The organism is Plantibacter sp. CFBP 13570 (assembly GCF_014841395.1).
Taxonomy (GTDB): Bacteria; Actinomycetota; Actinomycetes; order Actinomycetales; family Microbacteriaceae; genus Plantibacter; species Plantibacter auratus.
This window is the reverse complement of sequence record NZ_JACYTW010000110.1, coordinates 1-5,980: the sequence shown is the minus strand read 5'-3', so window position 1 is coordinate 5,980 and position 5,980 is coordinate 1. Positions and strand designations below refer to the sequence as shown.

Sequence of the window (5,980 nt, the reverse complement as noted above, 5' to 3'; positions counted from 1 at the left end):
CGCCGATCACCCGCCGCCAGCCACCGGCGTCCGGGCGTTCGGACCCCGCCCCGCCGGGGACGTCGGCCTCCGCCGCCACGACGGCACCGCCGTGCAGTACCGGCCAGCCGAGGTTCACGTGGTAGAGCAGGCGCACCGGCTCGGCGACGAACCCCTCGTTCCGGACGACGTCGTGCAGACGGATCCGCGCGACGCCGACCTCGGCTCGGATGCTGCGGGTCACCGTGAGGTTCTGCTGGAAGACGGCGCCCTCGCGGAGCAGGCCGTCGACGAGGAGCTCGTACCGGCCCGCCGCGGTCCATCGCCCCTCGCGGCGGGTCACGGTCGCCGGGATGCGATGCGCCCGACCGTGCATCCCGCCGTCCGCCTCCGCGGCCACGCCGACGGCGGTGAGCCCGCATGTCGTCAGCAGACCGCCCTGCCAGCGGCGGGCCCAGCTCTCGGCCTGCGGAGCGGTCGTCGGCGCGACGAACGACACGACCTCGCCGTTCCAGGAGGCCTCGCCGAGGTCGAGGAACTGGTCGACCTCGACCGTGACCTCGAGTCCGCCGAGATGGCGCAGCTCGACCTGGCGCCGACCCGTCGACGGCCCGTCGTCGATGCGGACCGCACGCGGAGCCCACGCACGCTCGACGGCACCGGATCGGGCCTCGACGAAGCGTCGACGCCGGGCGCCCCACACGGCGTCGCGGTCGGCCTGGTCGTCGGGCGTCTGTTCGGGCGGCGTCGTCGTCATGGCTGGTCCTCGGGTCGGTGTGGTCGGGTCGAACGGTTCGGTGGGTGGGGCTGGCTCAGAGGGCGGTGTAGCCGCCGTCGATGACGAGGCTCTGGCCCGTGAGGTACGAGGAGGCGTCGGACGCGAGCAGCAGGACGAGCCCGTGGAGGTCCTCCGGCTGCCCCATCCGGCCCGCCGGGATGCCCGCGGTCCACTCGGCGGCGAGGTCGGGGTTCGCCTCGGTGAACTCGCGGGTCATGTCCGAGAGGAAGTACCCGGGGGCGATCGCGTTGACCCGGACGCCGGAGGGTGCCCACTCGACCGCGAGTGACGACGCGAGGTGACTGACCGCCGCCTTCGACGCGTTGTACGAGGCCTGGAACTGCGGCTGGTTCACGATGAACGCCGACATCGACGAGATGAAGACCGCTGAGGCGGGCCGACCCGCCGTGATGGCACGACGGGCGAAGGACTGCGCGGCGAAGAAAGTGCCGTCGAGGTTCACGGCGAGCACCTTCCGCCAGGTGTCCGCCGGCACGTCGACACTGTCGCCCCAGATGGTGATGCCCGCCGCGGTCACCAGCAGCGACGGCGCGCCGAGCGCGGCCTCGGCAGCGGCGAAGGCGGCCTCGACGGCAGTGGCGTCGGTGACGTCGACCGTGTGCGCCGAGGTGCGGACGCCGTACTCGGACGCCAACCGCTCGGCCGACTCGTGGACGGTCGGCAGGAGGTCGAGCAGCGCCACCTGGACGCCCTGCGCGGCGAGCGCCCTGGCGATCGAGTAGCCGAGCCCGCGGGCCCCGCCGGTGATGACGGCCGTGCGGCCGTGGAGGTCAGAGAACATGTGCGGTCCTTCGATCGGGGCGGACTGGTGGAGGTGTCGTCGGGCGACGCGAGTCGCTCAGATCTCCTGGTCGGTGGGCAGGATGACGAGGTCGCGGATGGTGACGTGCCGGGGTCTGGTGAGCATGAAGAGCACGGCCTCGGCGACGTCCTCGGAACGGATGCCGGTGCGCGCGGCGATCTGGTCCTCCACGCCTGAGGCCCCCTCGGCGATCCCCCACAGTTCGTTGAGCACCACGCCGGGGGCGACCGCGCCCATCCGCACCCCGGATCCGACGAGGTTCCGCCGGGTGGTGTGGACGAACGACTGCATGGCGTGTTTCGTCGCGGAGTAGACGGGCTCCCAGTGGATGTCCTGGTGCCCGGACACCGAGCTCGTCACCAGCACGTCGCCCGCGCCCTGCTCGACGAGGTGCGGCAGCGCTGCGCGAACCGTCGCCATCGCTCCGAGGACGTTGACGCCGACGAGCTCCTCGATCGCGGTCATCGGGGTGTCGACGACGTCACCGCCGACGTAGAGGCCAGCGTTGGCGAGGACGATGTCGAGGCGTCCGAAGGCGGCGAGCGCCAGGGCGACGGCCTGCTCGGACACGGCGGGGTCGGCGAGGTCACCCGCCAGGAAGACGCTCGGTGTCGGCAGGGCGTCGGCGACGCCCGAGAGTCGCTCGGTGGAGCGTCCCACGAGCACCGTGCGCACCCCGGCAGCGGCGAGCGCCTGGGCGTACGAGCGGCCGATGCCCGAGGACGCTCCGGTGATGATCGCGACCTGCCCGGTGAGGTCGATGGCGCTGGTCGACACGCTCATGTCGTGGTCCTTCCGTGCGCCGCCCCGGCGCGGTCGGTGGTGGATTCCTGCGCGGCGAGCGCGGCTCGACGCAGCAGTTCGTCGGGTCTCGTGTCGATGCGGGCGACGGCCTCGTCGCTCAGGTAGACCGGCCCGCCGGCGGCGAGCGCTCCGAGCAGCACCTGGGCGACCTTCACAGCCATCTCGGTGATCCGGAGGACCTCGGCCGCACTCGATCCGAGGGCGAACATCCCGTGGTTCTGCAGGTACACGACCTTCGGTACCCGGCCGGTCGTTGCGAGCTGCTCGCGCAGCAGGCGGCGGACCGTGCGGGCGAGCTCGAGCCCGGGGTCGACGTACGGCACGAGCAGCGGATCGGTGCCGAGGACCACGATCTGGTCGGGGAAGAGCGACCCGCGGGTCAGGGCGTCGGCCGACGGCGAGCACAACAGCGCGTTGACCGGCACGGGATGGGTGTGGCCGACCGCGACGACGCCGGGCAGGTCGAGGCAGACGGCGTGGAGGATCGCCTCCACCGAGGGGCGCCGACCGTTCCCGGCGAGCGCCGCGGCATCGAACAGCGCGGCCACCTCGGTATCCCCGCCCGTGTGCGAGTCGACGAGGTCGAGCACCGGTGCGATCGCGAGACGGACCGCGTCCTCGGCGGTCGCCACGGCCAGGGACGCGCCGCTCGCCTTCACGAGCATCGCCGGATCACCCTCCTCGGGCAGGAGCAGCGAGGTGTTGCCCTCCGCCAGGAGCGCCCACGCCCGATCGGGACGGCCGAGGTCGCGCGAGAAGGCGACGAAGCGGTCGAGGAGGTCCGTCTCGGTCTCCGGTTGGTCGATGCGGTCGGTCATGTCGGTGTCCGCTCATGGTCATGGTCATGGTCGTGATCGTCCTGGCCGTGCCGGTAGACCGCGTCGAGCGACGGCGCGTGACCGGCCGCGACGAGTTGCACGGCCAGGTTGCCGAGCGCCGAAGCCTCCGCAGGACCGGCCGTGACCGGAAGACCGGTCCGTGCCGCCGTGCGGGCGCACAGGAGCCGGTTGCGCGATCCGCCACCGACGATGCGGACCGAACGGATCGTCACCCCGGTGATCGCCTCGCAGGCCCGGACCGTCTCGGCGTAGGCGACCGCGAGACTCTCGACCACGCTGCGCACGGTGTCACTCCGTCCGCCCGGTGGGCGCTGTCCGGTCTCCCGGCACAGCGTCGCGATCCGTTCCGGCATGTCACCCGGGACGAGCAGCCGTGGGTCGGCGACGTCGAACACGGCGGGCGTGACGTCCGTGGCCGCGTCTCGTTCAATCTCCGACACGGTCGCCACGAGATCGATGAGGTCGAGCGCGCTGCCGTCCTCGGCGGACCAGGCGCGGGCGCACTCCGTGAGCAGCCACATCCCCGCCAGGTTGCGGAGGAGCAGCGAGGAGCCGCGGACGCCGCCCTCGTTCGTGAAGCCGGCGGTCCGCGCGTGCTCGGTGAGCACCGGCGCCGGCAGGCACACCCCGACGAGGGACCAGCTGCCACTCGAGACGAGGAGCTCTGCGCCGTCCGGGCGGGCGAAGGCGAGGGCTGACGCGGTGTCGTGCTCCGCGACGCGGTGGACGGGGATCGGCACGGTCGACCCGAGACGCGCGGTGACCTCCGGCGTCGTCGGGCCGGCGACCGTCCCGGGTGCGACCACCGGCGGGAAGTCGAAGCCGTCGAGACCCCAGCGACGGATGAGCTCGACCGCCCAGTCGCCGGTGCCCTCATCGAGCAGCTGCGTCGTCGAGGCGATCGTGCGCTCCGCTCCGACGACGCCCGTGAGCAGCCACACCCAGAGGTCCGGGACGAGCAACACGGTCGGGCGATCGCCATCGGCTCGGCGGACGTCGAGCTCCTCGGCGCGGGACCGCAGCTGGTACGAGGTGTTGATGGTCTGCTCCAGCACGCCGGTCACCGCGTAGGCCGTCGCGGCGTCGACGAGTACGGCGGCGCGGGCCGGTCCATCGGCGTCGGCGCCGCGGTGATGCGGAATGGTCGGGAACGCCGTGCCGGTGCCGACGTCCACGAGTGCGATGTCGACGCCCCAGCTGTCGACCCCGATCCCGTCGAGCACGCCGCCGGCGGCCGCTGCGATCCGGACGGCCTCCGCGAGCCCGACGAGCGTCTCCTCGAACAGGCGCTCCGCATCCCACCGGAGTCGACCGTCCTGCGTGATCGGGCCGTTCGGGAACCGGTGCACTTCGGTGAGCGCCAAGCGACCGTCGGCCCATCGCCCGAGCATGACGCGACCGCTCGACGCACCGAGGTCCACGGCGGCGTGGAAGCGTGGAACGGTCTGATCGGTCATGGCGTCGTCGCCTCGTCGCGTGGCGGCGTCGCCGGTTCGCTGAGCGGCTTCGTCGGGTCTGGATCCTGGACGGCGACCGGTGTGGTCAGCGCCTCGAGGGAGGTGAGGATGGTCGTCGCGCTCGACACGGCGAGTGCACCCCAGGCGGCGGCCGAAGCGACCGCTGCCGCCGGGTCGTCCCGTCCGTCCTCGCCGTGGAGTCCGACGAGGAATCCGGCCAACGAGGCGTCGCCGGCACCGGCCGTGTTCACGACCGTGGCTGCGACGTGCGCGTGCCACAGCCCCGCCGCGGTGCGGAGGAGCGCTCCGTCGGCCCCCATGCTCACGTAGACGAGGTCGCAGCCGGCACGATGCAGTTCGTCGGCGGCGGAGGCGACATCGCCGATCGTCAGCAGCTCACGGCCGGTGAGCTCGGCGAGCTCGTGCGCGTTCGGCTTGAGCAGGTGGACGAGGTCGAGGTTCGCGACGGCGGTCTCGAGCGCCGCACCCGCGGTGTCGACGGCCACGCGCGCTCCGCGGTCACCCGCCTGCCGGAGCAACTGGAGGATGTCGACGAGGCCGGTGCCGCCCTGGACCGTCGGGATCGTGCCGGAGAGGACGAGCCAGTCCGCGCCGATCCGGTCGATCTCGGCCCCGGCGGTCGCGACGACGGCGGCCCAGTCCTCCGCTCGCAGCGGGATCGCCGGTTCGTTGACCTTGGTCGTCCCGGTCGCGGCGTCGAGGATGGTCGTGTTCACGCGCGTCCGGCCGTCGGTCGGGACCACGGCGAGCAACGTCCGGAGTGCGGGGTCATCGGCGAGGATCCGTCCGTCCGCACCCATCGGCACCACCGCACGGACGGGGAGCGGCGAGAGGGTGACCGCCCGCGCGACGTTGACGCCTTTGCCGCTCAGCTCGGTGGACACGCCCACCGCCCGGTTGACGTCGCCGAGTCGCAGCCCGTCGACGCGGTAGGTCTGGTCGATCGCGGCCGCCGGCGTGACCGTCACGATGCCGCTCATGCGTCGGCTCCGACCGTCTCGACGCGGACGCCGGTCGCGAGGAGGGCCTCGAGGGTCGGTTCGTCGACCCCATGATGCACCACCGCCACGTCGAGGCGGGCGGTCGGGACGGAGACAGCGAGGCCGTCTGCGCCGAACGTCGCCGGGTCGGCCAGGAGGATCGCCGTGGAGGCGAGCTCGACCGCCGACGCGACGACCGCCGCCTCCTCCGGCGAGGCGTGGAGCAGTCGGCCGTCCGCGGAGACACCGAGCGCCTCGACGACCGCGACGTCGAGGCGGAGGCCGGCGAGCTGCTCGCG

The 5,980-nt window shown here is 72.9% G+C and carries 6 protein-coding genes and 1 pseudogene; all 7 read right to left on the bottom strand.

Translation table 11 applies throughout. The features are described 5' to 3' along the window. Positions 1 to 736: DUF4432 family protein (locus tag IFT89_RS19390; RefSeq protein WP_202939786.1), on the bottom strand; the 736-nt coding region annotated here is incomplete at its 3' end. Positions 737 to 791: 55 nt separating this feature from the next. Then, a complete protein-coding gene (locus IFT89_RS19385) occupies positions 792 to 1,559 on the bottom strand; it encodes an SDR family oxidoreductase (RefSeq protein WP_124769737.1) in 768 nt (255 codons plus the stop codon). A gap of 57 nt (positions 1,560 to 1,616) precedes the next feature. After that, positions 1,617 to 2,363 (bottom strand): SDR family oxidoreductase, encoded by a 747-nt coding sequence (locus IFT89_RS19380; RefSeq protein WP_124769738.1) that lies wholly within the window; start codon positions 2,361 to 2,363, stop codon positions 1,617 to 1,619. Beyond that, positions 2,360 to 3,202 carry a class II aldolase/adducin family protein gene (locus IFT89_RS19375; RefSeq protein ID WP_202939785.1) on the bottom strand — a complete coding sequence of 281 codons (843 nt, stop codon included), beginning with the start codon at positions 3,200 to 3,202 and terminating at the stop codon, positions 2,360 to 2,362. The genes IFT89_RS19380 and IFT89_RS19375 overlap by 4 nt, the downstream gene beginning before the upstream one ends. Beyond that, positions 3,199 to 4,680 carry a rhamnulokinase gene (locus tag IFT89_RS19370; protein WP_202939784.1) on the bottom strand — a complete coding sequence of 494 codons (1,482 nt, stop codon included), beginning with the start codon at positions 4,678 to 4,680 and terminating at the stop codon, positions 3,199 to 3,201. The genes IFT89_RS19375 and IFT89_RS19370 overlap by 4 nt, the downstream gene beginning before the upstream one ends. Then, positions 4,677 to 5,681, bottom strand: a complete 1,005-nt coding sequence (locus tag IFT89_RS19365) for a 1-phosphofructokinase family hexose kinase (protein ID WP_202939783.1) — start codon at positions 5,679 to 5,681, stop codon at positions 4,677 to 4,679. Before IFT89_RS19365 ends, IFT89_RS19370 begins: the two co-directional genes overlap by 4 nt. After that, positions 5,678 to 5,980 (bottom strand): annotated as a pseudogene (locus IFT89_RS19360) (hypothetical protein); the annotation flags it as partial. The gene IFT89_RS19365 and the pseudogene IFT89_RS19360, both read right to left, overlap by 4 nt.

Coding starts and splice junctions, on each gene's coding strand:
- IFT89_RS19385 (WP_124769737.1), bottom strand. CDS start 1,559: ATGTTCTCTGACCTCCACGGCCGCACGGCCGTCATCACCGGCGGGGCC.
- IFT89_RS19380 (WP_124769738.1), bottom strand. CDS start 2,363: ATGAGCGTGTCGACCAGCGCCATCGACCTCACCGGGCAGGTCGCGATC.
- IFT89_RS19375 (WP_202939785.1), bottom strand. CDS start 3,202: ATGACCGACCGCATCGACCAACCGGAGACCGAGACGGACCTCCTCGAC.
- IFT89_RS19370 (WP_202939784.1), bottom strand. CDS start 4,680: ATGACCGATCAGACCGTTCCACGCTTCCACGCCGCCGTGGACCTCGGT.
- IFT89_RS19365 (WP_202939783.1), bottom strand. CDS start 5,681: ATGAGCGGCATCGTGACGGTCACGCCGGCGGCCGCGATCGACCAGACC.